Source organism: Protofrankia sp. Cj5 (genome assembly GCF_917627405.1).
In the GTDB taxonomy this organism is placed as follows: domain Bacteria; phylum Actinomycetota; class Actinomycetes; order Frankiales; family Frankiaceae; genus Protofrankia.
Map to the genome: position 1 here is coordinate 86,061 of NZ_CAKJTO010000001.1, position 25,689 is coordinate 111,749.

The 25,689-nt window shown below is 68.1% G+C and carries 19 protein-coding genes and 1 tRNA gene; 13 read left to right on the forward strand and 7 right to left on the reverse strand.

The features are described from left to right. Positions 1-28: 28 nt before the first annotated feature. The 11 genes from MJ777_RS00350 to MJ777_RS00400 all read left to right on the forward strand — a co-directional run bounded on the left by MJ777_RS00350 (position 29) and on the right by MJ777_RS00400 (position 12,414). Positions 29-805 carry a SurA N-terminal domain-containing protein gene (locus MJ777_RS00350; RefSeq protein WP_239312268.1) on the forward strand — a complete coding sequence of 259 codons (777 nt, stop codon included), beginning with the start codon at positions 29-31 and terminating at the stop codon, positions 803-805. A 22-nt stretch (positions 806-827) separates the two neighbouring features. Beyond that, on the forward strand, positions 828-2,108 hold the full coding sequence (locus MJ777_RS00355) for a MazG family protein (RefSeq protein ID WP_239372322.1): 1,281 nt from the start codon (positions 828-830) through the stop codon (positions 2,106-2,108). A 229-nt stretch (positions 2,109-2,337) separates the two neighbouring features. Further along, a complete protein-coding gene (sppA, locus tag MJ777_RS00360) occupies positions 2,338-4,317 on the forward strand; it encodes a signal peptide peptidase SppA (RefSeq protein ID WP_239372324.1) in 1,980 nt (659 codons plus the stop codon). A gap of 316 nt (positions 4,318-4,633) precedes the next feature. Further along, on the forward strand, positions 4,634-5,920 hold the full coding sequence (gene eno, locus MJ777_RS00365; protein ID WP_239345684.1) for a phosphopyruvate hydratase: 1,287 nt from the start codon (positions 4,634-4,636) through the stop codon (positions 5,918-5,920). Between the two features lie 23 nt (positions 5,921-5,943). Beyond that, entirely contained in the window at positions 5,944-6,330 is a 387-nt protein-coding gene (locus tag MJ777_RS00370) for a septum formation initiator family protein (protein ID WP_308127755.1), read from the forward strand. Continuing rightward, positions 6,327-6,860, forward strand: a complete 534-nt coding sequence (locus tag MJ777_RS00375; protein ID WP_239372326.1) for a DUF501 domain-containing protein — start codon at positions 6,327-6,329, stop codon at positions 6,858-6,860. The genes MJ777_RS00370 and MJ777_RS00375 overlap by 4 nt, the downstream gene beginning before the upstream one ends. A gap of 5 nt (positions 6,861-6,865) precedes the next feature. Further along, on the forward strand, positions 6,866-7,867 hold the full coding sequence (locus tag MJ777_RS00380) for a Ppx/GppA phosphatase family protein (protein ID WP_305039350.1): 1,002 nt from the start codon (positions 6,866-6,868) through the stop codon (positions 7,865-7,867). Between the two features lie 20 nt (positions 7,868-7,887). Next, on the forward strand, positions 7,888-8,769 hold the full coding sequence (locus tag MJ777_RS00385; protein WP_305039351.1) for a uracil-DNA glycosylase: 882 nt from the start codon (positions 7,888-7,890) through the stop codon (positions 8,767-8,769). A 309-nt stretch (positions 8,770-9,078) separates the two neighbouring features. Beyond that, complete coding sequence (locus MJ777_RS00390) at positions 9,079-10,551, forward strand: NAD(P)/FAD-dependent oxidoreductase (protein ID WP_239393808.1); 1,473 nt, start codon at positions 9,079-9,081, stop codon at positions 10,549-10,551. A gap of 572 nt (positions 10,552-11,123) precedes the next feature. Beyond that, positions 11,124-11,198, forward strand: a tRNA-Leu gene (locus MJ777_RS00395). Positions 11,199-11,580: 382 nt separating this feature from the next. After that, complete coding sequence (locus MJ777_RS00400; RefSeq protein ID WP_239372328.1) at positions 11,581-12,414, forward strand: Bax inhibitor-1/YccA family protein; 834 nt, start codon at positions 11,581-11,583, stop codon at positions 12,412-12,414. Here the strand turns inward: MJ777_RS00400 and MJ777_RS00405 are convergent. The 5 genes from MJ777_RS00405 to MJ777_RS00425 all read right to left on the reverse strand — a co-directional run bounded on the left by MJ777_RS00405 (position 12,411) and on the right by MJ777_RS00425 (position 17,029). Next, positions 12,411-12,821: a PPOX class F420-dependent oxidoreductase gene (locus tag MJ777_RS00405; RefSeq protein WP_239309236.1), complete on the reverse strand. Its 411-nt coding sequence runs from the start codon at positions 12,819-12,821 to the stop codon at positions 12,411-12,413. The genes MJ777_RS00400 and MJ777_RS00405 overlap by 4 nt on opposite strands. Positions 12,822-13,088: 267 nt before the next feature. Then, complete coding sequence (locus MJ777_RS00410; protein WP_239309238.1) at positions 13,089-13,316, reverse strand: DUF4287 domain-containing protein; 228 nt, start codon at positions 13,314-13,316, stop codon at positions 13,089-13,091. 206 nt (positions 13,317-13,522) lie between these two features. Then, on the reverse strand, positions 13,523-13,825 hold the full coding sequence (locus tag MJ777_RS00415; protein ID WP_239345686.1) for a hypothetical protein: 303 nt from the start codon (positions 13,823-13,825) through the stop codon (positions 13,523-13,525). Between the two features lie 56 nt (positions 13,826-13,881). Next, positions 13,882-15,135, reverse strand: coding sequence for a DUF459 domain-containing protein (locus MJ777_RS00420; protein WP_239372330.1), 1,254 nt, complete (start codon positions 15,133-15,135; stop codon positions 13,882-13,884). A 259-nt stretch (positions 15,136-15,394) separates the two neighbouring features. Beyond that, positions 15,395-17,029, reverse strand: coding sequence for an MBOAT family protein (locus tag MJ777_RS00425; protein WP_239372341.1), 1,635 nt, complete (start codon positions 17,027-17,029; stop codon positions 15,395-15,397). Positions 17,030-17,267: 238 nt separating this feature from the next. Between MJ777_RS00425 and MJ777_RS00430 the strand changes: the two genes are divergently transcribed. Both MJ777_RS00430 and MJ777_RS00435 read left to right on the forward strand, forming a co-directional pair. Then, entirely contained in the window at positions 17,268-18,173 is a 906-nt protein-coding gene (locus MJ777_RS00430; RefSeq protein WP_239309284.1) for an alpha/beta fold hydrolase, read from the forward strand. Between the two features lie 338 nt (positions 18,174-18,511). After that, positions 18,512-22,249, forward strand: a complete 3,738-nt coding sequence (locus tag MJ777_RS00435; RefSeq protein WP_239309246.1) for a diguanylate cyclase domain-containing protein — start codon at positions 18,512-18,514, stop codon at positions 22,247-22,249. Here MJ777_RS00435 and MJ777_RS00440 read toward each other — a convergent pair. Together MJ777_RS00440 and MJ777_RS00445 are read right to left on the reverse strand one after the other, a co-directional pair. Next, the gene (locus tag MJ777_RS00440) at positions 22,205-24,211 is read right to left on the reverse strand and encodes a VWA domain-containing protein (RefSeq protein ID WP_239372343.1); all 2,007 of its coding nucleotides are present in this window, start codon (positions 24,209-24,211) and stop codon (positions 22,205-22,207) included. The two genes, MJ777_RS00435 and MJ777_RS00440, sit on opposite strands and share 45 nt — an antisense overlap. Then, the gene (locus tag MJ777_RS00445) at positions 24,208-25,647 is read right to left on the reverse strand and encodes a magnesium chelatase (protein WP_239309286.1); all 1,440 of its coding nucleotides are present in this window, start codon (positions 25,645-25,647) and stop codon (positions 24,208-24,210) included. The genes MJ777_RS00440 and MJ777_RS00445 overlap by 4 nt, the downstream gene beginning before the upstream one ends. Between the last annotated feature and the right edge of the window lie 42 nt (positions 25,648-25,689).

The following is a 25,689-nucleotide window of genomic DNA, read 5'->3' on the forward strand; positions in this document are numbered from 1 at the left end:
CAGACGGTAAGCCGATACGGTCACAGCCGTGAAGACCCGCTCTGCCGTCCGCCGTGTTCTGGTCAGCGTCGCGCTGGTCGTTGTGACCTCATCCGCCTGTACCACGCACGCGGGGTCTGCCGCGCAGGTAGGCGACGAGATGATCCAGACATCGACCCTGCGCGGGATCGTCGACCGCGGCATGGCCGCCGTCCAGGCGGTTGGCCCCGCCCAGGACGCGCAGACCGGGCAGAGCGCCGCGCCGATCGAACGCAGTGATCTTCAGCGGCAGGTGCTCACCGAGCTTGTCCAGACCAGCCTCGCCGAACAGCGGGCCCGCCAGCTCGGGGTGACGGTCACCGGCCAGGACGTTGACGCCTATTACCAGACCTTCGGGGTGCTGCGGTACGGCAGCGTCGCGGGTTTCGAAAAGGCGGTGGCCCAGAGCGGGTTCGCTCGTGAGGATCTACAGATGCTGGTCCGCGCCAGGGCTCTTGACCTCGCGCTCGCGGACCGTCTCGCGCCGAACGCCCTCGCCTCCGACACAGCTGCCCGCGAGGCCTATGATCAGTCCGTCGCCCAGTTCGGCTCCCTCCCACTGAGCTTCGACCAGGCCAAGCCGTTCCTCACTCGGCTGCTCTCCACGGAGCGGGCCGCGGCCGTGGAAGCGCAGCTCCGCCAGATTTCGCAACGGGTGAACATTTCGATCAATCCCAGGTTCGGTGTCTGGTCGCCATCCCAGCTGACGGTGCTCGCCGCCGCTGGCTCGGTCGCGACCACCCCCGCGCCGGAGCCGTTGGGCCGGACAGGCGCGATGGCCCAGTGAGCCGCATGATGGCCCGTCGGTCATGACGGCGAGAATCGTCGTCCTTGTGACCAGCCCGCGGGTCGCGCCCGGGTTGTTGGGCGTGGCCGCGTGGGACCTGCTGCGGGCGGCCTCCGCCGTCCACTGCGGGCTGGCGGCGCATCCGCAGCGCGACGCGCTCGCCGCGGCCGGCGTACCGGTCGAGGTTCTGGCGGGTCCGGATGTGTCCGCCGTTGTCGAGGAGCTGTGTGGCCGGGCCCGCGCCGACTCGTCCCGGCCGGTGGTGTGGCTGGCCGCCCCGACCGGCGGCCCGGGAGCGGCCGGCGAGGCGGACCTGGTTCGCGAGCGGGAGACGCTGGCCGCGCTCGAGGCCGCGGCAGGCCCCGGCCTCGCCGTGTCCGTCGTCGAGGGCTCACATGACCTGCGCGGGGCGAAGCTCCTGGACGCCGTTGCCGTGATGGACCAGCTGCGCTCACCCGGCGGCTGCCCGTGGGACGCGGCGCAGACCCACACCTCGCTTGCGTCCTACCTGCTGGAGGAGGCCTACGAGGCGTTCCAGGCAATCGAGGACGGCAACCACGCCGAGCTGCGCGAGGAGCTTGGCGACGTACTCATGCAGGTGCTGTTCCATGCCCGGATCGCCGCCGAGGGCGACGGCATGGGTGTTCCCGCGGGCGTCAGCGTCCCCGCTGGCAGAGCCGCCGGTGACGGAGCTGCCGGTGACGGAGCTGGGATCGGCGGCCGCGCGATGGCCTGGGACATCGACGACGTGGCCGCTGGGCTCACGGAGAAGCTCGTCCGGCGTCATCCCCATGTCTTCGGATCGGTGACGGTGGACGGCCCCGCCGCGGTCGAGACGAACTGGGACATAATCAAGGATGCTGAGAAGGGCCGCCGGTCGGTCACCGAGGGCGTCCCGCTGTCCCAGCCGTCGCTGGCGCTGGCCGCGAAGCTGCAGAAGCGTGCGGTGAAGGTCGGGGTACCCGAGGACGTTGTGCTCGGCGCGGGTCGGCTGTCGTCGCCGGCCGAGGTCATCGCCGGGCTGCTCGTTCCGGTGGACCTGCCCGCCGCCGTGGACGTACCCGCCGCCGCGGCGGAGCGGACCGTGGGTGACCTGCTGTTCGCCGCGGTGGCACTGGCCCGGCAGGCCGGCGTCGATCCGGAGGCGGCGCTGCGGGCCGCTGCCCGCCGGTTCCGGGACACCCTCGCCGCTACCGAGGAGGCCATCCGCGCCGCCGGTGCGGACCCGCGGGCCGCGGGCGCGGACTCCTGGCGCGCCCACTGGCTGTCCGCGGGCGAGATCCCACCCGGCGCCGCACGCTGACCGACTCGGCCAGCGGCCCCTTGCTCGTTCGGGCCGCTGGGCTTCCGGCCGCGCATTGTCATCGGTGTTTGTCGGTGTTTGTCGGTGTTTGTCGGTGTTTGTCGGTGTCCGTCGGTGTCCGTCGGTGAAAGGCGGGTCATGCTCAGAAAACAGGACGATGGTCGCTGTTGGTGATGCATCGGACCGATGCGGGCGGAACGGGGCGGACTGTCGCGCGTAGCCTCGTTCCATGGCAGAAGGCACTCCGCGACAGGCGCTGGCAAGCATCCACCGCCTGTACGCACGACGGTTCGAGCCGATCGTCCTTGAGCTTGATCTGACCGTCGATCCGCTCGAGGGGATACCCGCCGACCCGCTGGCCGCGGCGTTGGCGCGCCGCCAGCCAACGTTGCGCGCCATGGTGGACGGACTGCGCCGGGCGGGTTCGGATGACCGCGCGTCCACGCTCATCGCGCGGATCGCTCCCTGCGGGATGCCGCTTGCGCGCGCCCAGGAGATCCGTGACGCGGTGCTCGCCTTTCGCGCGGCCGGTGGCAGGGCCTTTGCCTATGCGGACGCGTTCGGCGAGTTCGGCGGCGGGACCATCCCGTACTACCTCGCGTCCGCCTTCGACGAGATCTGGCTCGCGCCGCCGGGGGAGCTGGGCGCTACCGGCGTGGCGCTGGAAACGCCGTTCCTGCGCGACGCCCTGGACCGGCTCGGGATAGAGATCCAGGTCGGCCAACGCCACGAGTACAAGAACGCCGTCAACACGTTCGTCGAGCGTGATTTCACCGACGCGCATCGTGAGGCGAGCGGCCGGATCGTCGCCTCCAGCCTGTCTATGATCATTGATGGCATCGCCGCTGGGCGCGCCCTGCCGCCGGACCGGGTCCGCGAACTGATCGACAGCGCGCCGCTGTCCGGTGCGCAGGCCCGGGAGGCGGGCCTCGTCGATCGGCTGGGTTACCGGGACGAGGTGTACGCCGCGGCCAAGGCCCACGCCCGCCAGGCCGGGACCGGCGCCGCGCCCAGTCCGGGTCCCAGCACTGCCGAGAGCGGTGCTGCCGAGAGCGGTGCTGCCGAGAGCGGTGCTGATGAGAGCGGTGCTGATGAGAGCGGTGCTGACCGGGACGACGGCGTGACGCTCCAGTACCTGTCCCATTACCGCCGCGTGTCGCTGCGGCGGGAGGCCTCCCGGCCGCGCGTCCCCGCGCTCGGCGCGGCGCGCTCCGAGCGGCGCCGGGTGATCGCGGTCATCCATGGGACCGGGCCGGTGGTCCTCGGCCATCCGGGCCGGTCGCCGCTGGCGGGTCCCGTCATGACGGCCGACGCGCTCACCGCGGCTTTCCGCGCCGCCGGCCGGGACGACGATGTCGCTGCGGCCGTGTTTCGCGTCGACAGCCCCGGCGGCTCGTATGTGGCTTCCGACCTGATTCGCCGGGAGGTTGAACGGTTCCAGGCGACCGGCCGTCCGGTCGTGGTGTCGATGGGTTCGGTTGCCGCGTCTGGTGGGTACTTCGTCGCGCTTGGCGCGGACGTGATCGTGGCGAACCCGGGGACCCTCACCGGTTCGATCGGGGTGTTCGGCGGCAAACAGGTCGTCCGTGCGCTCCTGGACAAGGTGGGGGTGCGTTTCGGCGCGGTCGCCGAGGGGGAGAACGCGCTGATGACCTCGCCGCGGCGCGCGTTCAGTCCGGCCGAGCGGGAGAAGCTGGAGGAGTTCCTCGACCGGGTGTACGACGATTTTGTCACCAAGGTCGCCGCCGGCCGGGGCATGTCGTTCCAGGAGGTGCACGAGGTCGCCCGCGGTCGGGTGTGGACCGGCACTGACGCCCGCGAGCGCGGCCTCGTGGACGAACTGGGAGGTTTCTCCCGCGCCTGCGAGCTGGCCTGGGAGAAGGCCGGCCGGCCAGGGGCGGACACCCCGCGGCTGCGTGTCCTGCCGAGGTTCGGCCTGGTCGACAGGGTGCGCTCGGCACGGTCGAGCGAGGATGCCGCCGCCGGAGCGGGCGTTATGGGTGGGATGGGGGCGCGTCCGGCCGGTTCTCTCGTCGGTGGCCTTGCCTCGTCCGCTGTGTCCGCCGCGGCGGCTGTGTTCGGGGGGCCGGCGTTGTTCGCGGACACGGCGTTCACCGGTGGTTGGGGCCCGCTGGCGGCGGCCGCGGCACGGGCCGGGCTGCCGCTGGGCGGTCCGCTGCTGATGCCGCCGATCGGCCGGCTCAGCTGACGGCCTTCGGCGCACCCGTACGGGCAGCTTTCCTCTAGATCACCTTGATGCGGCATCGGGTGCCGGGGTATGCCCGCCATGACCGGATCCCGAACCTTTCGGCGTGGCGTGCCGAACCTGGGTGGCACGGGCCGTGCTGGCGATAGTCTCGGCCGGGCTGTACTTGTCAGTGTTGTTGTTGTCCGTCGTCGCTGATGTCCATCCTGCTGGGCCGAAGTGTGTGATCATGACGTGTGCGCACTCGGAGGCTCCGAGGCCATAAGCGCCACACTCGCCATAGTTCCCGTCGGCTGCGTTACTCCGGAGGTCGAAACCCGTGCCGTCCATCGAGGCCGTAGGCGCCCGCGAGATTCTTGACTCGCGTGGCAACCCCACCGTCGAGGTCGAAGTCGTCTTGGATGACGGCACTCTCGGCCGTGCCGCCGTACCCAGTGGCGCGAGCACCGGCGCCTTCGAGGCGGTCGAACTGCGTGACGGCGACACCCGTTACGGCGGTAAGGGCGTGGGGAAGGCGGTAGCCGGTGTCATTGACCGCATCGGGCCCGAGATCGTGGGCCTCGAAGCCACCGAGCAGCGCATTCTCGACCTGACGCTGCTGGATCTGGACGCTACGCCGGACAAGTCCGGTCTGGGGGCGAACGCCATCCTCGGGGTGAGCCTCGCGGTCGCGAGGGCCGCCGCGAAAGCGTCGGACCTGCCGCTGTACCGCTATCTCGGTGGTCCCGGCGCGCATCTGCTGCCGGTACCGATGATGAACGTTGTCAACGGCGGCGCACACGCCGATACAAACGTCGACATCCAGGAGTTCATGATTGCCCCGATCGGGGCGTCGACCTTTGCCGAGGCGCTGCGCTGGGGCGCCGAGACATATCAGGCGCTCAAGGGCGTGCTCAAGGCCCAGGGGCTGGCGACCGCTGTCGGTGACGAAGGCGGTTTCGCCCCGAACCTGCCCACCAACCGGGCCGCGCTCGACCTGCTTGTGGCGGCCATCGACAAGGCGGGATTCCGGCCGGGGGAGGACATCGCCCTTGCCTTGGACGTGGCCTCGACCGAGTTCTTCGCCGACGGCTCCTACCAGTTCGAGGGAGCGACGCGCACCGCCGAGGAGCTCAGCGACTACTACGCCGAACTGGTCGCGGCCTACCCGATCGTGTCGATCGAGGATCCACTCGCTGAGGACGACTGGAGCGGCTGGGTGCGGCTCACAGCCCGGCTCGGCGACGCGGTACAGCTCGTCGGTGACGACTTGTTCGTCACCAATCCGCAGCGGCTTGCGCGGGGTATCGCGGACAAAGCCGGGAACGCGTTGCTGGTCAAGGTCAACCAGATCGGCACTCTCACCGAGACGCTGGACGCGGTCTCGCTTGCGCATCGCAACGGCTACCGCTGCATGATCTCGCACCGTTCCGGTGAGACCGAGGACACGACCATCGCGGATCTCGCGGTGGCCGTCGACGCCGGGCAGATCAAGACGGGCGCCCCGGCGCGCAGCGAGCGGGTCGCCAAGTACAACCAGCTGCTGCGCATCGAGGAGGGGCTCGACGACGCCGCCCGCTATGGCGGTGCCGCCGCCTTCCCGCGCTGGTCGTCGACCGCACGCTGATGCCAGAAGCGCGCCGTAGCGCCTTGACCACCCGTATGACCCTGCTGGTGGTGGTGATCTGCGTGCTCATACTGACCCTCGCCTATCCGTTGCGGCTGTATCTCCAGCAGCAGAGCCAGCTCAACGAACTGGCCGCGCAAAACGCTGAGCAGCGCAAACGGGTGGAGGCTCTGAAGACCGCGGTGGCTGGTTACGATGATCCTGAATGGACTCGGGATGAGGCCCGGATGAGGCTGCACTTCACGCAGCCGGGGGAGAAGGTCTATCTGGCACCGGCTGCGATATCCCCGTCGGCGGCGCCGTCCGCGGGCGCCGCCGCCGCGGGGCAGCCCGCGACGGGTGCGCGGACCGGCCTTGGCCAGCCGGATTCCCGCCAGCCGACGCAGACCTCCCTGGCTGCGTCACGATGAGTGACGATCTCGTCGGCCCCGAGGATTGCGCGGTTGTGGCGTGTCAGCTCGGCCGGCCGCCCCGGGCGATGCACCGGGTTGCCCATCGTTGCTCCTGCGGCCTGCCCGACGTGGTCGAGACCTGGCCGAGATTGGACGACGGCACGCCGTTCCCGACGCTGTACTACCTGACCTGCCCGCGAGCGGCGTCGGCGATCGGGCGGCTGGAGGCGTCCGGGCTGATGCGGGAGATGACCGAGCGGCTCGCCGCCGACCGTGCCCGCGGCGGGGATCTTGCCTGTCGCTACGACGACGCGCACCGGGACTATCTGGCCCGCCGGGCCGCCCTTGCCGAACTGCCCGGCATGGTGAGTGCCGGTGGCATGCCGACCAGGGTGAAATGCCTGCACGTACTGGTCGCGCATAGTCTGGCGGCTGGTTCGGGAATCAACCCGTTCGGGGACGAGGCGCTGGAACTGCTGGTGGACTGGGGCGCCCGCGGCCCATGCGTCGCTGTCGGCACCAGCCCCACCACCGAACGAGAGGTCTGATCGACATGACCCGCGTGGCCGCGGTTGACTGCGGTACCAATTCGATCCGGCTGCTGGTCGCGGAGGCGGTCAGCGATGCGGGCACCATGCCCGCGGCAGCCGGTCAGCCGGCGGATGGTCACCTGGCAGCCGGGCAGCCCTTGGTGGGGCGGACCGCTCCGCTCCTGCGCGATCTGACCCGCCGGATGGAGATCGTTCGGCTGGGAGCCGGGGTCGACCGGACCGGTGAATTGGCGCCCGACGCGCTGGAACGGACGTTCACGGCGTTACGTGACTATGCCAAGGAGATCGACAGACTGGGCGCTGTCAAGGTCCGGATGGTGGCCACCAGTGCGACCCGGGACGCCCGCAACCAGGATGTGCTGGTGGCCGGCGTGCGTTCGATTCTCGGCGTCGACCCTGAGGTGATCACCGGCGAGGAGGAGGCCGCGCTGTCCTACGCCGGTGCCACTCGGGAGCTGCGTGGGTACCCCGAGCCGTTCCTGGTGGCCGACATCGGTGGTGGCTCGACGGAGCTGGTCTTGGGTGACGCCGAAAACGTGCATGCGGCGAGGTCGGTGAACGTCGGGTGCGTCCGGCTGGCCGAGCGGCACCTGCACGACGATCCGCCCACAGCCGCGCAACTTGCCTCCGTGGCAGCCGACGCCCACGCCGCATTCGACCTGGCTGAGCGGACCGTGCCGATCCGTTCGGCCGCGACGCTCGTCGGGGTGGCCGGAACAGTCACGACGGTGGCCGCTCTTGCCGCCGATCTGCCCGGTTACGACCCGGGCCGCATCCACCTGTCGGCGACCGCGGCCGCGGACGTTGCCGCTGTGGCCGGCCGGCTCGCGGCGATGTCGCACGCGCAGCGGGCCGCGCTCCCGGTGATGCATCCCGGCCGGGTTGACGTGATCGTCGCGGGGGCGTTGGTGCTGCGCACGCTGATCGAGCGGGTCGGCGCCGCCGAGGTGATCGCCAGTGAGCATGACATCCTCGACGGCATCGCCTTCTCGCTGCTTGGCTGAGCACCTCTACGGTTGTCAGCGTGGACGGGATCCGTGCTGACAGGAGCGATGTTCATGCGGTCGATGATCGCCGGCCGGTGCTGCCCGGTTCGGGCTGGCCGGATGATCCCGCGTCGGATGCGACCGCGGTGGCGGTCACCGCGGCCGATGTCGAACGGCTGGCCGCCAGCGCGGGTGACACGGCCGAGCTGGACGCCCGTATGTCGGTGTGCCGAGCCTGCCCCCGCCTGGTCGGCTGGCGCGAGGAGGTCGCGCGGGAACGGCGGGCTGCCTTCGCCCATGAGCGTTACTGGGGCCGGCCGGTGCCCTCATTCGGTCCGGCCGACGCCCGGGTGCTCATCGTGGGGCTGGCACCGGCGGCGCACGGCGGCAACCGTACCGGACGGACATTCACCGGAGACCGCAGCGGCGACTGGTTGTTCGCATCCCTGCACCGGGCCGGGCTGGCGCGGCTGCCAACGTCGATATCGGCCGGTGACGGTCAGCGTCTTGTCGCCACCCGTATCGCGGCCGCGGTCCGCTGCGCGCCACCGGCGAACAAGCCGACCACAGCCGAGCGGGACACCTGCCGCTCCTGGCTCGTCCAGGAGCTCGCGTTATTGCGACCCACCCTGCGCGTGCTCGTGGTGCTGGGCGGCTTCGCGTGGACGGCGCTGTGGCCGGCGCTGGCGCGGGCAGGCTACTCCGTACCGTCGCCCCGGCCGGTGTTCGGACACGCCAGCCGTGTCGTTCTCGAGGCCGCGCATGAGGAGGGGTTGGTTGTCCTCGGTTGCTACCACCCGAGCCAGCAGAACACGTTCACCGGACGGGTCACGGCGGGGATGCTCGACGCGGTGCTCGGCAAAGCGGCGGCTACGGCCGGCATGGGACCGGCGGCTGATGATAAGAGCGCCCGGCAATAGGGGCGTGGGTCAAAGAGCGGGGCTGGGGTGCGTGCATCGCGAGGCGGCGCGGGGAGCCACCGGAGATGTTGGTGGCGACCGGCGAGCCGGGGCACCCGCGCATCGCGCGCCGATGGATGGGGAGTGATAACGCGAGGCGCGTGCCCCCGCCCCGCGACGCCGTGTCCCTATTGCCGGGCCCTCTAACTGAACCACGATCGTCGTAAGTATCACTATGTTGATCTCTGCGTGTTGCATGTCACTCTGCTGCCTGCCGTACCGATCGTGTATCAGGAGGCATAGCACCGTGGCGACGGGTACCTTTTTTGTATGAGCTTTGGACATCCTCCGCACATCCTTGTTGTGGGCGGCGGTTACGTCGGTATGTACACGGCTTTGCGTCTTCAGCGGCGGCTTCGTCAGGGCGAGGCGACTGTGACGGTGGTCGAACCCAACTCGTACATGACATATCAGCCTTTTTTGCCGGAGGCGGCGGCGGGCAACCTCGAACCGCGTCATGTCGTTGTACCACTACGTAGCGTGCTGAATGGCTGCAGGGTTGTCAGTGGCAGTGTGACTGGCCTCAACCACGCCCAGCGACGGGCGTACATCGCGCCGAACCAGGGCACACCCTACGAACTTCACTATGACGTCCTCGTCGGCTGTCCCGGGTCTGTCGCGCGGACGCTGCCGATTCCCGGTCTCGCGGAGCTGGGCATCGGTTTCAAGAGTGTGGCCGAGGCGATCCACATCCGAAACAAGGTCATCGAGCGGATGGACTCCGCCGCGTCCAGCAATGACCCCCAGCTAAGGCGCCGAGCGCTTACATTTGTGTTCATCGGCGGTGGGTTCGCGGGTATTGAGGCGATCGCCGAGCTTGAGGACATGGCGCGCGACGCCTGTAAATTCTATCCCGAGCTGTCGCCGTCGGATATGCGTTGGGTCATGGTCGAGGCGAGTGGCCGGGTCCTGCCCGAGGTTTCGCCGGCGATGGGTCTGTACACGCTGAAGCAGCTCGAGCACCGCGGTATTGAAATGAAAATCAACACCCGGGTGAAAAGTCTTGTCGATGGACACGTCGTGCTTGACAGCGGCGAGGAGTTCGACGCCGAGACCATTATCTGGACGGCCGGGGTCAAGGCTCACCCGCTGCTTGCCAACACCGACCTGCCGCTGGACGAGCGAGGCCGCATCAAGGCGACGGCGTTCCTTCAGGTGGATGGCGTTGAGCAGGCCTGGACCGCGGGCGACTGCGCCGCGGTCCCTGACCTCACCAGGGGCGAGGGGGCGACCACCAGCCCGTCGGCGCAACACGCGGTTCGTCAGGCTCGGCTCCTGGCAAACAACATTCTCGCCGATCTCCGGGGCGAACCGATCGCGCCGTACGAGCATCGCTACGCCGGCAGCGTCGCGTCGCTGGGCCTGCACAAGGGTGTCGCGGACGTGTACGGGATGAAACTGCGTGGCTGGCCCGCGTGGTTGATGCACCGCACCTACCACCTCAGCCGAGTGCCGACCTTCAACCGCAAGGCACGGGTGCTCGCCGACTGGACGCTCGCGCTGTTCTTCCGACGGGAGATCGTTTCGCTGGGAGCCTTCGCCGATCCCCGAGCGGGGTTCCGCGAGGCCGCGAGCCCGTCCGCCGCGCCGGCGGCACAGGTGTCCACGGCGTCAGCCCCGGTCCTTTCCTCGAAGAGCGCCGGGCACGGCGAGCCGAATGCTTCCGTGACGGGTGGCCGCAAGCCCGCCGCCACCCGGACGGTGGGGCCGGCCAAGCCGTCCGGAGAAACGTCGGTGGCGTGACCTGCCGACCAGGTCCGCCATTGCGCCTGCGCGATGGAAGATTAGTACCAAATGCCCGCTGTAGACGACTACAGCGGGCATTTTCGTGAGCGGATTTTAGGTTAAAAAGTCACTTTAAGTAACGATCAGATGTGACTGGTGGGCGGATACCGGGATAGTGCTGGTATTGGCCACGGGGCCGGGACGGTTGTGTGATCAACGGAGATCGCGGCCGGGCTTCAGTCGCTGCCCGAGGCTCTCCGGGGGCGATCGTGGGCGTGGTTGCGCGCCCTTCGCTTTTCGCGGCACGCGACTTCACCAGCCGGCGATCTCCATGGCCACGGGTATCGCTGTGATCCGCCGTAGCCTCGCCCTTCGGGCTGACCGGCTCCGTCGTGATCCGGAATTCCGGACGCCTTCAGCTGGGGGGCGTGCGATAGCGTGACGATCATCAAACTTTACGTAGGTAAACTGGTTGTGATCGTTACGATGTGTCGTGGGGTGGGATGGTTCAGTCACTCCGTACATTTTCTCCATGTTGTCTCTTTCACAAATCCTACGTAGCGTGGTAGAAACATCTCCGATGTAGTCCAGCCGGTGTATCCCAACAGGCAGAGGAGGCTGTCCTAAAAACAGCTCGAGTGTCGGTTCGACTCCGACCACCGGCACATTCGCGTGCTCTCGGCACCTGGTTGTCGGGATGGCGGCTGGATCATCCCGGCTGGCATCCCGACAGTCCGATATACCATCAGGCTATTCAGCTGAATACCCAGCGGTCCGCTGGCGTGACGCGCTCATGTCCCCGGTTTCGGGTTTGCGGCCTCGCAGCCCCGCGGTCTCGCGGGGGAGGCCTGATATTCGCTTCCCCGTAACCGCGTAACCGCGCGGGACCGGGAGGAGGAACGCGGCGGCCGCACGGAACGTTCTACTCTTGCCTCGGACAGGTCTGTCGACCAGGTTGGCCCGCGTGTGCCGTGGTCGGCTGATCTCGATGGCACTTACGATCTATGCGCCCGGCTGGCTGCGGGTGGTGGAAGGAGTCGTGTCCTGATGGCAGAGATGCGTTCGTCAAACCCGGTGTTCAGCCGGGGCGGGTTCACCGGTCGGCACCCGCAGCCGGCGCCCGTGCCCGTGCCCGAGTACGGTGCCGGTGGGCATCCGCTGCCAGGAGCGGGAGCCCCCCTGACGCCGACGCCGGAGCAACTCGCTGGGCTGTACCGGGCACCGAGCGGGCTGACCGTTGACGACGTTGTCATACACACGCTGGGGCTGTTCGCTGTCACCGCCATCACCGGGGTGGCCGGTTGGGCCATCGCGCCGGCCGCCCCCATGGTCGGGTTCGTGGCGATGTTCGCCGCGCTTGCGCTCTCCTTCGTGATTTCATTCAGTCGGCGGCTCCGGCCTTCGTTGATCGTTGTTTTTGCGGCGCTTGAAGGTCTGTTCGTCGGCGCGGTGTCACGGTACTTCGAGGACGCCTACTCCGGTATCGTGCTCCAGGCGCTGCTGGGAACCGGTCTCGTTTTTGTGGCGATGCTCGTGGCCTACCGTAGCGGCCGGCTCCGAGCGACGCCTCGAATGGCCCGGATTGTCTACGGGTCACTACTTGGCGTGATCTTGCTTGGCTTGAGTGACCTGGTGATCAGAGCTGTGTCCGGTAGCCATCTCCCGGTCATCAATGACGCCTCCCCGCTCGGCATCCTCTTCAGCGTGGCTGTGCTCGTGGTCGCGAGCCTCCAGTTCATCCTCGACTTCGACTACATCGAGCGGGCGATTGCCAGCGGTGCGCCCCGCGAGGAATCCTGGCGGGCCGCTTTCGGCCTGATTGTCGGCTTTGTCTGGGTGTACCTGGAGATGCTCCGTCTGCTGTCGAAACTCCGCGCTTAGCCGGAGTGGTCGGGACCGGCGCTGTCGATCTCAATGCTGATCACGCAGCGCTGGTCGCGGATCATGGCGGCGCGGTAGTCGTCCCAGTCGGGATGTTCACCGGACAGTGAGCGATAGTAGTCGATGAGGCTCTCCATAGCCGCGGGCAGCGAGATGATCATCGCTCGGCCGCTCACCTGAACCCACGGTCCGTAGAAGGCGTCCGGGAATACGCACAAAGTCGCGCGTGGATCCCGGTACAGGTTGTGGACCTTGTAGGCCGTTTCCCTGCTGCTTATGATGAGTGCACCACCGGTGCTCACGCCGACTACGACCGGTGACATTTGAAGGGTACTGTCCCGGCGAAACGTCGCAAGAACGGCGTGCTGATTGTCGCGGATGTAGGCCCGCGCCGCTTCGATGTCCATAGATTGATTCTCGTTCAAACGGCCTGACGCCACCGCGCCTGTTACTCGCCATCCTGGCGAAAGGCGATCTGACTCCGGTGACTGGCGACCCGGCCGCCCCCTGCGCGGTGGTGCGGGAGCCGTGTAGAACTCAGCAGCCCAAAGGTCACGGGCTCGCGGTTCTTCGTGCGTCCGGCAACCAGGGAGAAGCACAGGCGGTGCGGATCTGGCCGCGGGCGCCGCGCGGCGGCTGGGTCGCTGGCAGGCCGGACCGGGCGAGTCCGCCGGTCATGTACGGATTGCCCGTCGGCGCAGATCAGCCTCGTGAACGACGGCCGCCGCATAGCAGTGCGGAAGGCCATGTTCATCCTGCAGCCAGTTCACGCGTTCGGAGAAGCGCAGGAGGCCTGGTCCGCGGTCGAGGCATCCCAACCAGTGGCCGACGTCGTGTCCGGTGATTCTGGGAATTCGTTCGATAAGGCTGTGGTGGGTCTCTTCGGAGCGTTGTTGTGACATTGATGCCTCCAGTACGCACTGGTCAACGAACCATGGAAGGAGCGTGCACCACCAGTCGGACAACGGCAAGACCCGCCACGGCTGTTACGGGATAACCTTCGTCCGTGACCGATACGGACCTCATGTTCACCGGGGATCTGGTTCAGGAGGTGAGCCGATTGTACGACCGGATCCACGGATGGACGCCGGGCTCTTGGCGGCGGCGGTCAGCTCTCCAGGGCACCCGCGCCGATCGGGTGCGTGCTCTTGCCGCTGACCTCGCGGACCTGGGCCATCAGGCAGGCTCTGGCGCGCCGGCCGATGTCACCCCACAGCGGCTGGCCGACCATGCGCTTGCGGACCAGATCGTTGTGCTGGCCGCTGACCTGGTCGAGACGTTGCTCCAGGACAATTCTGGTCATGTCGGCGAGGATGCCGTGAATCCTCGCCGTGATATCGCGGAGCGGGCTCGGTCGGCGGTACGGGCCGCTCGCCTGGACCTCGATGGGCCCCGGTTCTGAAACAGGCACCTGAGTTCACCATAATCGGGCCTTCCAGGTAGGGGTAGCCATCCCGGGAAGATGTCTCAGGATATCATGTGCCAGTCGGTGTTGATCTCTTTTATGAAGATATTGGCGACGATGCGGGCGCCATCAAGGGTCAGATGCACACCATCGGTGGAGCGGGCCAGCACGGTCTGTCCGCTGTCGTCGGCGAGGTAACTGGTATAGGCGCCATTGTTTGACATACGGTTGTTGATGTTGACAAAACGGACGCCCGGAACTCTCCGGGCGGCATCCGCGGCGGCGTCCCCGAGCTGGCGGTAATAGCCGTTGAGGGTGGGCTCGCGGGCCGGGGGCAGGCTCATCCAGTAGACTTGCCGCCTGCCCTGCGCTGACCAGATCTGCATGACCACGATCGCCCGTCGGCGGTACTCGGCCAGCCACTGGGGTGATCCGGTCGCGAGTGTGCTGCCGTCCGGCAGGGTGATTCCCTGTGCGTCATTGCCGCCGAGGGCGACCACAACCGCCTCTGGATCGCTGTTGGTGACCTGCTCGCGGGCGTGAACGGCCCAGTCGAAGAAATCCGGGCGCACCAGGCCGGTGCCGGCATGGGTGTCGGTGTCCGCGTGGATGGTCCCGTTGGAGCCATGCACGATTGACGGTCCGATACTGTCGCTCAGCGAGTCTCCGGTCACGAGGAGACGCAGCGGGTTGGCGGCGTCGGGATGGCGCCGCGGCGGTATCGCCATGTCAGCCGGGGCGGATGGCGCGGCGGGGGACGGCCCAGCGGATCCGGGTTTCGCCGCGGCGGGCATCGCGGATGGACGCGCTGCCGGGAGACCGTGCTCGGCGGCACCCGCGTGGGCGGAGCTGTCGGTGCCAGCCTGCAGCACGGGTGGTGGCGGAGCCGTCGGGTCGGTGGCCGCCAGCTCCGACGAACTGGCGGAGGCCCCGCCATGGCCGAATGCCGACGCGAGTTCCCGGGGGATCGCGTCGAGCCCGACCACGTTGGTGATCCGGTCGAGCGGACGCCCCACGCCGAGCACGATGCTGCGGATCAGCCCGGGTGACATGCCTTCGCCGGCATGGACCATGCCGGCGGCGTCGAGGACGAGCAGCAGGCTGAGGCTGGTGACCACAAGCCTGAATGCCTGTCTGGCTGACACCGTGCCGCCGGGCGCGGCCCCTGGCGGGCGGCGGGCGTTATCGGCATCCATCCGCCCGGCATGTCGTGTGCCGGGGAGCAGCGCGGTTGTCTCCGTGTTCAGCTGGATTTTCGGATCGCTGTGCGTGTGCCCGCAGGCCGCCGGCTCCTGAATCGGCTCCAGCTCGCTCATCGTGCCCCCCAACAAGGTTGGAACCTGCTCTTCGTCATCGCTTGACCGGTGCGGCCCGCTGCTTTCATCCACTGTGCTGCTGCTTTGTCCCCGGCGCTTGTGAGGCTGGCTGCCAGAGAACATATGATCATGTTTCTGCTCGCTCCTCCGGCGGCTCCGCGGATCGTTTACGGCGTGTTTCGGATGCCTCGCGACGCATCCACCTGGCAGCCAACAGCCCCCGCAGGGCTGCCAGCGCAGGACTGCCAGCGCCGACCACTCAGAAACGGAAGTAGATAAATGGCGCTACATCCTGCCGGCCGACAATTCCGTGGGCGACCAGGACACACCCGGCGATGACGACGGCCTGGCCGAAGACGCTGAGCTGAGCGAAAATGTCCGCCGCGCGCAGCCGCCAGCTTTTCGGGACGAGCTGGGTGAGAAGCCCGGCGGCGATGGCGAACAGGACGGTACCCGTCACGAGGGGCGCCGGTCCTGATCCCGTCAGCAGCCGGACGAAGATGTCCATGGCGCCCCCGAGGCTGGGGGAACGGAACAGGACCCAGGCCGCGCAGACGAAATGGAAGACGGCCAGGCGCCTGAGCCACAGCCACATGACCGAACGTATCCGGGATGTCCGGGCGGCCGATCCAACGGCGGTGGCGGCGGTCGCCGTGGAGATCGTTATGGTGGTCGCCGGGGCATGGGCTTCGGCGTCGATACGGGCTTCGGGACGGCCGCCGTCCACCGGCGGCGTCCGTGGCGGCGGCACCTCCGGCCATGAGCTGGTCGAGCTGGTCGAGCTGGTCGCCGCTCCCGCTGGAGCAATCGGGCGGTGTGCTCCCCGCGATGGCATGTGAGCGGGTGGCCGGCGATGCTCGGTCCATCTGCGCTCTGCCGCCAGCCCGATCCCGTGCAGAGCGCCCCAGCCGACGTAGGTCCAGGCCGCTCCGTGCCACAGCCCGCCGATGACCATCGTGATCATGAGGTTGGCGTAGGTGCGCCGAGGGCCGCGCCGGTTGCCTCCCAGCGGTAGGTAGACGTAGTCCCGCAACCAGCGGGAAAGGGTTATGTGCCACCGTCGCCAGAACTCGCGCAGGCTGGCCGCGGTGTACGGGCGGTCGAAGTTGTCCGGGAAGCTGAAGCCGAGCAGCAGGGCAATGCCGATGGCCATGTCCGAATAGGCGGAGAAGTCGCAGTAGATCTGCACGCCGTAGCCGTAGATCGCGACCAGTACCTCCAGCGACGAGTGCTGGCTCGGGGTGTCGAAGACCGGATCGATGATCTGTGTGGCAAGCAGATCCGCGAGCGCGGTCTTCTTGACCAGGCCGCCGACGATCAGAAAGGCAGCTCGGGTGACCGGCACCTGGCCCGGGTCGCGCGGGGTGGCCAGCTGGGGGATGAACTCACTGGCCCGCACGATTGGCCCGGCCACGAGATGTGGGAAGAAGGCCTGGTAAACAGCGAAGTCGATCGTCTTCGCCGGGCGGATGTGCCCACGCTGGACGTCAATGGCGTATGACATCGCCTGAAAGGTGAAGAAGGAGATGCCGACCGGCAGCGCGACCTGAAGCAGCGGGAGCGGCGCGGGCAGGCCGATGCGGTTGAGCATCCGGTCGACCGAGAGAGCGAAGAAGCCATAATACTTGAACCAGCCGAGCAGGCTCAGATCGCACGCGATCGTCGCGGTGAGGATGCGCCGGTCCGGCCAGCGGGCCAGGGCGAGTGCGGCCGTCTGGTTGACGGCGGTTGAGGCGATCAGGAGCACAACGAACCGTTTATCGGCATATGCGTAGAAGAAGTATGACGCGCCCAGGATGAAGAGCTTCCATCGGCGCGGGTGGGGCATCAGTAGCCAGGAGCCCGCCATGACCGCGGTGAAGAACGCGGCAAACTCGATTGTCGGGAAGAGCATCGATATTCGTCCCCCCGAATATCACGTTGAGCATCAGCTGATTGACTTAAGGTAGCCGAAGGTCTGCTGGTGATGTCATGGTCACGTCCGCCATCGGCGAGGAGGCGTTCATCGGCGGCTGTTCGGTCCCGACTGTTCGGGTCCTGGCTGGGTGCTCGATTGCGTGCGTATGGGTGACCTTTGGTGGAAGTTCGATGGATTGCGAGCGTCAGCGGCGACCGCTCGCTACCTTCCGTCTATGGGCACGGTTCAGGCCAATGGCATCGAAATCGCGTACGAGCTGCACGGTGACCCCAGCGGCCTGCCGCTTCTCATCGTCAGCGGGCTGGGCCAGCAGCTTGTCGGCTGGCATCCTGATCTTCTCCGCGCGATGGTGCGCCGGGGCTTCCAGGTCGTTGTCTACGACAACCGAGACGTCGGGCTTTCCAGTCATTTCGGCCATCTGGGGCAACCTGATCTTATGGCCGCGCTGTCCGGGGACGCCGGCGTCGTTCCCTACCGGCTCTTGGACATGGCGGCTGATGCCGCCGGTCTGATGGACGCTCTTGGCTGGGAGTCCGCGCACATTTTCGGGATTTCCATGGGCGGCATGATCGCCCAGACGCTTGCGCTGCGCTTTCCCGGCCGTGTGCGCAGTCTGACGTCGGCTTCCTCGACCACGGGCAACCATGCGGAAAGCTGGCCGACTCCGGCCGCGGCCGCCGCTTTGCTGCGCCCGGCTGCGGCGGACCGCGAGGCGTTCATGGACGGAGCCGAGGAGGCGTACAGCGTCATCGGCTCCGGAGAGTTCCCCTACGACCGCGCGTGGGTGCGGGAGCGGGCCGGGCTGGCATGGGACCGCGGGTATGACCCGCAGGGGCCGGTGCGACAGCTGATCGCCATCCTGGTTGCCGAGGACCGGACGGCCGAGCTCGGCCAGCTGACGATTCCGACCCTGGTCGTGCACGGTACGAACGACCCGCTCATTCCGGTTGCCGGCGGGCGTCTCACCGCGGCCGCCGTCCCGGCCGCGGAGTTGCTGGAGATCGATGGAATGGGCCACGATCTCCCGCGCCAGGTCTGGGAGCGCCTGTTGGACAAGATCGACGATGTGGTCCACCGCGGTGAAGCGGCCAGGTCCGCAGGTAGGACCGCTATCGCGTAGTCGCATGTGACAGCCGGCGCTTGGGGATCGACGTGTTTCGACAACTGTCATCCTTGTTACTGTCCGTTACGGATCAGGTGGATACCGGGGTGCTCGCTGGGTATGTGACGGCATGACGTTGTATCATTACACGGAAGTAGGAATTGGATAAAATCCCTGCTTCTTGTTCGCATATTGCTTGCGTTGTTATGACCGACTGCTGATCCGACTGGCTGTCACGAGGGGTAAGGGTCATTCGAACAGGTCCGGTATCTGACAGCCGTCCCGCCTGGTTCGGTGGACAACTCGGCTTCGCTGGTAGGACGGTCGAGCGTGGGCGACCGCGATGGTTCGTCCCGTTGGTCGCCGGCCTGGCGATGATCGTGCTGCTTGCGCTGCTCGTCTTGGTGGTAGGGAAAGCAGGTCTGCGAGCGGCCGAACGGGAGCGATTGTCCGACCGTTCTCGACTGGTTGAACGAATCGCCCAAAATGCGTCGAATATTTATGATCCGGGACAATTACGGACAGCGGTCGAGCGTTTGTCGTTCAGGCCGGGCCAGCCTGATTCCAACGCGCTGCTGCTGCGGCAGTTCCAACTGACGCCCGCTGGCGATCCGAGCCTGCTCGTCGCCCTTGTCGACCCGGCGGGCACGCCTGGGGCCGCGTTTCCCGCGGGGCATCGGCTGTCGATATCTGATCTTGGTGTGGCCTGGTCTGCCGCGCTCGCTGGCCGTGCGGCCGTGTCGCCCGTGTTCGTGCTGGATGACCGGATCGTGCGGGCCACGGTTGTGCCGGTGGGTGCTGGGCCGCCGTGGGCGATATTGGTACAGGTCGCCGACGAGGCGGTGACCCAGCGGCGCAATGAGCAGCTTGTCGCGTTCGCCGGTGCTCCCGGCGGATTCAGCGATCTTGATGCCATGGGCGTCACGCTCTCATCCTCGGACCAGGCGTCGCGGGGCCGGCGTCTGCTGGCACCGGCGGAGCTCACGGGCCTGGTTCCGGGCACGGTCCGGGTATGGACATCAGGCCGCGGCGCGGCACAGGTGACTACTTTCGCTGCCCGCCAGCGGACGACCGGCTACACGACGATCTTCCGGCAGCCCACCGCGCGCCTGTTCGCTGATCCGCGGGCCGAGCAGCGTCGCTATGATCTGCTTCTGTTCGTTATCTGTGCCGTCTGTCTGGGCGGGCTGGTCGCGTTCAGGCTGCGCCGGGAGCGGGCCGCCAAGCGCGGCCGAGCCCGAGCGCACACCGTGCTCGGCGGCATCCGGGACATCATCGTGGTTGCCGGCGAGAACCGGGCGATGACTTTTGTCAGCCCGGCCGTCTGGGACCTGCTTGGTTATGACCCCGCTTACTGGCTCGGTTACCCGCTGACCGACTTCGCGCACGCTGATGACGTGGAGCGGATCGAGCGGTTACTTGCCGAGCCAGGCGGTGGCACCGCTTTCGATGTGCGACTGACCATGGCATCGGGCGCCACGCGCTGGTTCGACCTGGAGACCAGTGACCTCACCGACCATCCGGCGCTGGCCGGTGTGCTGGTCACCTGCCATGAGACAGGGGAGCGCAAGAGCCTACAGGATCAGCTCAGCCACCAGGCGTCACACGACGCGCTCACCGGTATCCCCAACCGGACGCTCTTCACCAGCGAGCTGGCGGCGGCGGCCGGTGCCGCTCGTTCGGGCGGAGCGCCATTCGCGCTCCTGTTCATCGACCTCGATCACTTCAAGCCGGTCAACGACAGCCTTGGTCATGATGCCGGCGACGTGGTGCTGCGGATCGTCGCGGAGCGTCTCGTCCGGATGCTGCGCGATGGTGATGTGGCGGCCAGGCTCGGCGGCGACGAGTTCGGGATCCTGCTCGCGGGTGCGGACGAGGCGTCAGCGGGCGCGGTCGCCGACCGGGTGATCAAATCCATCCGTGCTCCGATAGCGGTTGGAACCTCGGTCGTTCAGGTCGACGTCAGTATCGGCGTCGCGGCCTCGACGTTGCCGCTGGAGGCCCCCGAACATTTCCTGAGCGTCGCGGACCAGGCCATGTACGAGGCCAAGCGGTCAGGCAAAGGCCGGTTCGTCGTGGCGGCCGCCGCGCGGCCCAGCGCGCCAGCGGGCACGCCGGGCGTCGTGGGCCGGTCACAGATTCCCGTTATTGATCTTTCTAGCGAACCGCACCCGACCGTGCCGCACCAGCCCACGGCCGGCACGGCTGACCGACCCCGCCGCGCATCCGGCCGGCCGGCGCCCACCGGCCGGGCTGGCCGCCATGGGTTTGATCGCCTGCTGACTCCCCTGGTCAGCGGCGGCGTCCTGCTCATGCTGGTCACGGTCATCCTGTGGCTGGAGACGCAGGCGCGTTATGGCGCCGAGCACCGGCGCATGGCCGAGCGGACAGGCCTCACGACCATCATGGCCGACTTCTCCGCGCGCATCGCCGACCCGCAGCGCCTGATCGGGCCCGCTTCGCAGGTCCCCTGGTCGCTGACTGACCAGGCACGTGACACCCAGTTGCTGCGGTCGTTCGCCGCATCGGGCTTCGGCGGGAAGAACTATGTCTGGGCGTTGGCTTCTCCCAGCGGGGGAACCCTGGCCGCGCTGCAGCCGTCCGCCACGCCGCTGCCGATCGGCCCGCTGGACGAGGCCTGGCGGACCGCGCTCGGTGGGCGGGCCGGCAACTCACCGGTCATGACTGTCGACGGCGTCCCGCGTGACTACGTCACCATCCCGGTGATCCGGGCAGGCCAGCCAGTGGCTGTTCTCGTCATGGGTGAGTCGCTGCGGGACTCACCGACCCAGGCCAGTCTGGCGGCCGGCGGCATGCTCGGGCCCGGCCTGGGTGGCTTCTCCATTGTGGACTCCGCCGGAGCGGTCATGTTCTCCTGGAACCCCGCGCTGATCGGGCACCAGCTGGCCTTCCAGCACGACCTGGCCGGCCTGCGGGGCGGTGCGGCCAGGCAGATCCACCCGGCTGGAGCCGATGGCCAGGTCACGCTCGCCGCCGTGATCGGAAGCCTGGCCGACGGTGGGTACGTCATCTTCCAGCAACCGGTTTCGGGCTTCTACGGAGACATCCGGTCCGGCCGGTTGCGCGGTGACGTGAGCCTGCTTGCTTGTATCGCCACCGTGGTCATCGGGTTCACCGTTCTCAGCGGTCGGCGGGAAGCGGCACTGCGCCGCGAAGAAGGACGGCTGCAAGCGCTGCTCCACAACGCGCATGACCTTGTACTTACCAGCGGTGAGGACGGCCGCATCACCTTTGTCAGCTCCGCTGTTGAAGTACTGCTCGGATACCGGACCCCGTGCTATGCCGGCCGGCAGCTACTGAGCGTTGCCCATCCGGAGGACCTGGTCACTCTGGCGGAGTTCTGGCGGCTGGCCAGGGAGGTGGGTACCGCCGCGGTCCGCGACGTCCGGCTACGAGCTTTTGACGGTGGGTATCGCTGGTTCGACATCGAGGCAAGCGACCTGCGCGATCAGCCGGAGGCGGCCGGCATCGTACTGACCTGTCACGAAATCGGCGAACGCCGGGCCTTGCAGGATCAGCTGCGCCACCAGGGCCGCCATGACGCTCTCACCGGGCTGCCGAACCGGGCTGCCTTTGTCCGGCGCCTGCACGGCATCGCCGCGGACGGTGCGGTCTCGACGTTCGCGGTGCTATTTATTGATCTTGACCGGTTCAAGCCGCTGAATGACACCTATGGTCATGACGTTGGAGACAAAGTATTGCGGATCATCGGAGCCCGGCTGGGCCGGGCGCGCGGGGAGGAGGATGTGGTCTACCGCCTTGGCGGCGACGAGTTCGCCGTTGTGCTGTGCGATGCGGACGATACGCAGGCTCACGCCGTCGCGGACCGGTTGCTTGACACGATCCGTCGGCCTATGTCCGTCGGGGTGGCGGTGGTCAGCGTTGACGCCACCATCGGCATCGCCGTGGCGGAGTCGGCCGACAGCCTCCCGGAGGTCGTCGTTCACAACGCGGATCTCGCCATGTATCGGGCGAAGAAGGCCGGCCGTAACCGTAACGCGGTGTTGATGCCCACCCCGTCGGAAGCCTCAGGTTCGGGACCGGTGGGAACGTCGTCCGCCACGTGCGTGTAGGTAGTCCCGGACGACGTACTGGCCCAGAGCCGCCGGATCCGGGGAAAACACCCGGCCGCCGTTGCGCCGCGCGACCTCGTCGACGAACTGCACCAGCCGCGGTTCGCTGTCGAGCATGAACACGTTGATCGTTGCGCCGCGCCGGGTCAGCCGGTCCACTTCGGCCAGCGTCAACTCAAGGGTTTCCGGTGCGGGCGGCCAGGAGAAGGCGGGTGTGCCGTTGCGCATCAGGTGCGCGGTCGGCTCGCCGTCGGTGACCACAAGTACGACCGGTTCGGAATCCGGATGTTTCGACACCAGCCGGCCCGCGATCATCAGTGCGTGCTGGAGGTTGGTGCCCTGCACCACTTCGGAGTCCAGTCCGGCGAGCTCCACCGGGCGCAGCAGGCGGGCATAGTCGGAAAAACCGACCAGATGGATCGTGTCCTGCGGAAATTTTGTACTGATCAGCGTGTGCAGCGCGAGCGCTGTCGACTTCGCCACCCCCCACGTCCCGCGCAGCGCCATGGAGTAGGACAGGTCGACCAACAAGCACACCACGGCCGAGGTCCGGCGTTCGGTCTCGACGATCTCGAAGTCGCGGACCTCCAGGCGGATCGCTCCGTCCAGGCCGGTCGGCCCCGCCCGCAGGACCGCGTTGCGAATCGTGTGGACCACGTCGATGGGCTGGGTGTCGCCGAAGCGCCATGGCCGGGACGTCCCGGTGAGCTCGCCGGCCGCACCGGCGTCAGCGGCATCATGGTCACCGCGTCCGTGCGCGTCCAGCCGGCGGAAGATACGGGCCAGCGCGGTCTGCCCGATGCGCCGGACAGCCCGTGGGGTCAGTTCCAGCCGGCCGGCGTTGCGGGTCACGAAGCCCTGGCGTTCCAGCTCCTTTTCGATCTGCCTGAGGGCACGCAGATCGTCGACGGCATCGCGGCCGAGCGCCCGCGCGACCGCGTCCGGGTCGATGTCCTCCAGCGACGCCCCGGCGTAGTCCTGGGACAGCGCGGCAGCCAGTTCATCGAGCTCGGCCAGCTCCTGCAACACGCTGGTGGCCTCCCCCAGGCCGAGCGGGGTGTCGCCGGTCATCGGGCTGCGCAGGTGGCCGTGAGTGGACTGGCCCCAGCTGAGGTCGGGGCGGGCGGCCTGGAGCGCATCGCGCAGCCGGGACAGCTCGGTCGTCAGGCCCATGTCGGCCATGGCCGTCGCCATCAGATCGGCCAGTTCCTGCCGTTGCTGCGGGGACAGAGCCGCCATCAGCCGCGCGGCGGCGGCGGCACGCCGCGCCAACGAGTCCACCAGCTCGTCCAGCGAGCGCGGGTTCTCCGGGAAGAAATCACCGAAGGAGCGCATGAAGTCGTCGAAGACCGCATCGGTGTGCTCGCCGCGGGCATCCGCCTCCAGCATGCTGTTGAGTGCGTTCAGCATCTCCGCCACGCGGGCCATGCTCGCGGGGGTGGCGTTTTCCAGCGCCTGTTTCATACCGCGGAACTGGGTGTCGAGCACCTCGCGGCGGAGCAGGTCGGAGATCTTCGCGAACGTCTTGCGGGCGATGGGCGACCGCCACTCGTAATCCGCCAGCGCGTTCACGGCTCGGGCCGGATCGCCTGGCAGCGCGTCGAGCTCAGCCTCGCGCAGGCGGGCGTCGTCGGAGGGGTCGGGGAACAGCGCGGCCCGCTCCTGCCCGACGGCCGTGTCAAGATATTCGCGGATCTGTTTCAGGGTGCCGTCCAGGCGGCCGCGCGCGCGGGTCTCGCGGCGGCGCTGTTCCACCTGGCGGCGCAGATCTTCCAGGCCACGGTGGTTGTGTGTGCCGCGGCGCAGCAGCGCGTCCAGAGCCTCCCGCGGGGTTCTGCCGTTGAGGATGTGCTCGGACATCTCGTCCAGCGCGCCCGCCACGTCGAACGGGTAGGCAAGGGGATCGGGACCGCCGCCCCACGGGCCGTACCGGAATCCCGCCGGTCCGGTCCCGGCGCTCATCCGCCGTACACCGTCCGGCCCGGCAGCTCCTCCTTGGCGAGCCGCCGGTTGAGGTGCAGCCCTTCCATGGCGAGTTCCAGCCCAGCCGCGGCGAGCCCCGGCGATTCCGCGCCGTCGATGCCGAGCCTGCCGAGGATCGCGGCGAACCCCGGCACCGGGCCCACTCGCCGCAGCAGCTCCGCTGCCGGGACGAGATCGCCGGTCTCGACCGGGCCGTCCACTTCGAAACGCCGTTGCAGACCGCTGAGGTCGGTTCCGGCGAGCCGGGCGCGAAAGGTCTCGGCGAGCGCCCGCCGCAGCAGGTGCGCAAGGATCTCATCCTCCCGCCCCTCCTCCAGCTGGTCGAACTCGATCTTGCCGCGGACCGCCGGCACGATGGCCGAGAGGTCGACGACCCTCGCCGTCGGGACGCTCTCGCCGGCCAGCGCGGCCCGGCGCACCGCCGAGGCGGCCACGGTCTCGACGGCGGCCACCGACAGCCGGGCCGATACGCCGGAGCGGCGATCGACCTGTGGCGCGTCGCGCACCAGCCGGGTGAAGCGCGCGACCACCTCGAGCAGGTGTTCAGGCACAGTGGGAAGGCCCAGCGGTGACTCCCGCCAGGACAGCACGGCCTCCTGCCGGATCAGGGCCAGCTCGTCGCCCAGGCGAAGCGGGTAATGAGTGCGGACCTCGGCGCCGAACCGGTCCTTGAGCGGGGTGATGATCCGGCCCCGGTTGGTGTAGTCCTCGGGATTCGCCGAGGCGACGAGAAACAGGTCGAGCGGGAGCCGCAGGAGGTACCCCCGGACCTGGATGTCGCGTTCCTCCAGCACGTTCAGGAGCGAGACCTGGATGCGTTCGGCCAGATCGGGAAGCTCGTTCACGCTGAAGATGCCGCGGTTGGTGCGTGGTATCAGGCCGTAGTGGACGGTCTCCGGATCCCCCAGGGTACGGCCCTGCGCGACCTTGACCGGGTCGACGTCGCCGATCAGGTCACCGACGCTGGTGTCCGGTGTGGCCAGTTTCTCGCCGAACCGTTGGGAGCGGTGCCTCCAGGCGACCGGGGTGTCGTCGCCGAATTCGGTGATCAACAGCCGGCACCGGATGCACGCCGGAGCATAGGGATGATCGTTGATTTCGCAACCAGCGACCACCGGTGTCCACTCGTCCAGCAGCCCCACCAGGGTTCGGATCAGGCGGGTCTTGCCCTGCCCGCGTTCCCCGAGGAAGACGATGTCGTGCCCGGCGAGCAGGGCGCGTTCGACCTGGGGGAGCACGGTGTCCTCGAAGCCGAGGATGCCGGGGAACCGGTTCTCACCATCCGCCATCCGGGCGAGGGTGTTGTTGCGCAGTTCGGTGCGTACGGACCGGTGCTGATGTCCTGAGCCGCGCAGGACGCCGAGCGTTGTCGGTTCAGGGGACTGCGGGGCCTGAGGCCCGGACAGATCGAGCACTAGTTGACGGTACGTCCCCGCGCTCTCATCCGCAGGGAAGTC

Bases quoted from the DNA above. Each gene is read 5' to 3' on its own strand.
- MJ777_RS00380 (WP_305039350.1), top strand. From the start codon at position 6,866: ATGACCCGCGTGGCCGCGGTTGACTGCGGTACCAATTCGATCCGGCTG.
- MJ777_RS00390 (WP_239393808.1), top strand. From the start codon at position 9,079: ATGAGCTTTGGACATCCTCCGCACATCCTTGTTGTGGGCGGCGGTTAC.
- MJ777_RS00410 (WP_239309238.1), bottom strand. From the start codon at position 13,316: ATGTCACAACAACGCTCCGAAGAGACCCACCACAGCCTTATCGAACGA.
- MJ777_RS00440 (WP_239372343.1), bottom strand. From the start codon at position 24,211: ATGAGCGCCGGGACCGGACCGGCGGGATTCCGGTACGGCCCGTGGGGC.
- MJ777_RS00430 (WP_239309284.1), top strand. From the start codon at position 17,268: ATGGGCACGGTTCAGGCCAATGGCATCGAAATCGCGTACGAGCTGCAC.
- MJ777_RS00355 (WP_239372322.1), top strand. From the start codon at position 828: ATGACGGCGAGAATCGTCGTCCTTGTGACCAGCCCGCGGGTCGCGCCC.
- MJ777_RS00420 (WP_239372330.1), bottom strand. From the start codon at position 15,135: ATGAGCGAGCTGGAGCCGATTCAGGAGCCGGCGGCCTGCGGGCACACG.
- sppA (WP_239372324.1), top strand. From the start codon at position 2,338: ATGGCAGAAGGCACTCCGCGACAGGCGCTGGCAAGCATCCACCGCCTG.
- MJ777_RS00375 (WP_239372326.1), top strand. From the start codon at position 6,327: ATGAGTGACGATCTCGTCGGCCCCGAGGATTGCGCGGTTGTGGCGTGT.
- MJ777_RS00425 (WP_239372341.1), bottom strand. From the start codon at position 17,029: ATGCTCTTCCCGACAATCGAGTTTGCCGCGTTCTTCACCGCGGTCATG.
- MJ777_RS00400 (WP_239372328.1), top strand. From the start codon at position 11,581: ATGGCAGAGATGCGTTCGTCAAACCCGGTGTTCAGCCGGGGCGGGTTC.
- MJ777_RS00405 (WP_239309236.1), bottom strand. From the start codon at position 12,821: ATGGACATCGAAGCGGCGCGGGCCTACATCCGCGACAATCAGCACGCC.